Here is a 1,939-nt window from a genome sequence, read left to right as displayed (position 1 = left end):
TAATACAACACGAATTCACTCACATTGTGAATATGAATCTCCACAAAATTTTGAAAAACAATATTTGAAACATAAACATTAAAAAAACAGATATTTAAGTTGTCTTAAATCTTGACATAGTACCAAGTGCTCTAGAAATCATTTCTGAAGTCCAAATTTCTTTTTTTGCATATTCATGTTTTGGAGGTGTGACTTTTTTAAAAGGATTGGATGCAATTAATTCCCACTTTTCAGCACACCCAAAGGCACAGTTCAATAATTTATGAACCGATTTTAATATATAAGAAGTTACTTTCCCATCTGTATTTGATCTCATAGGACGAATAACACTTTGTTCTTTTAGATTCCTATAATATTTTTCAATCACAATTGGCTTAATATCTTGTAACTTCTTTTTACCTATATATGGAAGAATATAGTACTTAATTGTAGAGCGATTCCTTGTTAAAGTAGAAACACTCCAGTTTTGATAGCCATAAAGTTCAATAAATGTATCCAAAAATGATTCAACAGTATCTGTATTAGGTGGTATAAAAGACCCCTTAGCTGTTTCAGCTTCAACTATTGACTTTCTAGCCTTAGCTTCAGAAATCGAATCAAATGTTTCCCATTTCTGTCTCTTTTTTCCTTTTACATCTACATAATAATAAACTACACAATATTTACCATTACGCTTATTAATTGTTGCCATTCATATCATCTCTTTTCTAATAGTTTGTTTAATAACTCTCTTTTTAAAGATGGATCTGATTTTAATTTATCCACCAATGCATCAAAATCAGAATGTTCTTCTTTTGGGAGTAAACCGGATGTTTTCTCTTTAAAAGATTGATTCCATTTTTCTTTACATTCAATCCCCTGTCTGCAATTCAAACGATCACGAATCTCATCAATATCAGGCTCTTTACATCTTAAAGGTTGCTCCAAATTTGAATAATACATATCACTATAAGAAACTTCATTCGTATTCTTCTGTCTACCAAATGACATCAGTTTTACCAATGTCAATTCAGGTAACTCCACTTTACCAATAAGTTCTTTGAAATGCTTATTTACAACTCTATCATCATAAGGAAGATCATCCTTCAAACTGTAAATAGTAGAATCACCACAATGATTTTGTGCATATCTATTTCGCAATTCCATCAACAATTCAATGACCTGGCTATGTAAATACACTTTCTTTTCTTGTTTATTTTTTAGTAGTACTACAACTGTATTTGTGTTTTGAAATCCTTTCTTCTTATAAGTTTGAATAATCGAAGATGGATCCATTTCTAAAACAATATTCTTATTCAATCGTCTAATTCTTTTATTCGATACGATGTACCCATCTTCTAAATGATCTAAATCATTCCAGGTAATAGCTCTCACTTCACTTAAAGAAAGACCTGAATCAAAACATAAATGCAATAAAATAAACAACTTTTCATTTGTACAATTAGAAATCAATGTAGTCCAATAAGACAAGTTCCAATCTGGTGAATCTTGATTCTTGACGCTTACTTTTGGCCTATATTCTGTAAAATAATTTGATTTCATTAAATTATGATCAACCAGATAGTCACTGGCCTGGCATAATAAATTTAAGCAGCCTTTTACAGCAGATGCACAAATAACATCATTTGATATTTGATTTCTAATAGGTACACCTGGCAATAACTGAAGATCATGAATAATTTGCTTTGATGTCTTAGCATTAAGCTCTTTAACCTTTTTATCTCCTACAACTTTACTTAAATAATTGTTGATCAAAGATTGTTTATTCTCATATATTGAAATCGAATAATCATTAAATATAATCACACTTACGTATTGGTACTATGTCAAGATTTAAGACAACTTAAATATCTGTTTTTTTAATGTTTATGTTTCAAATATTGTTTTTCAAAATTTTGTGGAGATTCATATTCACAATGTGAGTGAATTCGTGTTGTAT

Annotated in this window: 2 protein-coding genes; both read right to left on the bottom strand. The window is 29.4% G+C overall.

All coding sequences use genetic code 11. From position 1 onward, the window contains the following. Positions 1-94: 94 nt before the first annotated feature. Entirely contained in the window at positions 95-691 is a 597-nt protein-coding gene (locus FYJ55_RS10530; RefSeq protein ID WP_154556781.1) for an N-terminal phage integrase SAM-like domain-containing protein, read from the bottom strand. Positions 692-696: 5 nt separating this feature from the next. Continuing rightward, complete coding sequence (locus FYJ55_RS10525) at positions 697-1,806, bottom strand: hypothetical protein (protein WP_154556780.1); 1,110 nt, start codon at positions 1,804-1,806, stop codon at positions 697-699. Between the last annotated feature and the right edge of the window lie 133 nt (positions 1,807-1,939).

This window comes from Holdemanella porci (assembly GCF_009696075.1).
Taxonomy (GTDB): Bacteria; Bacillota_I; Bacilli_A; order Erysipelotrichales; family Erysipelotrichaceae; genus Holdemanella; species Holdemanella porci.
The sequence above is the reverse complement of the archived record's forward strand: the minus strand, read 5'-3'. Positions and strand labels throughout refer to the sequence as shown.

Bases quoted from the DNA above. Each gene is read 5' to 3' on its own strand.
- FYJ55_RS10530 (WP_154556781.1), bottom strand. From the start codon at position 691: ATGGCAACAATTAATAAGCGTAATGGTAAATATTGTGTAGTTTATTAT.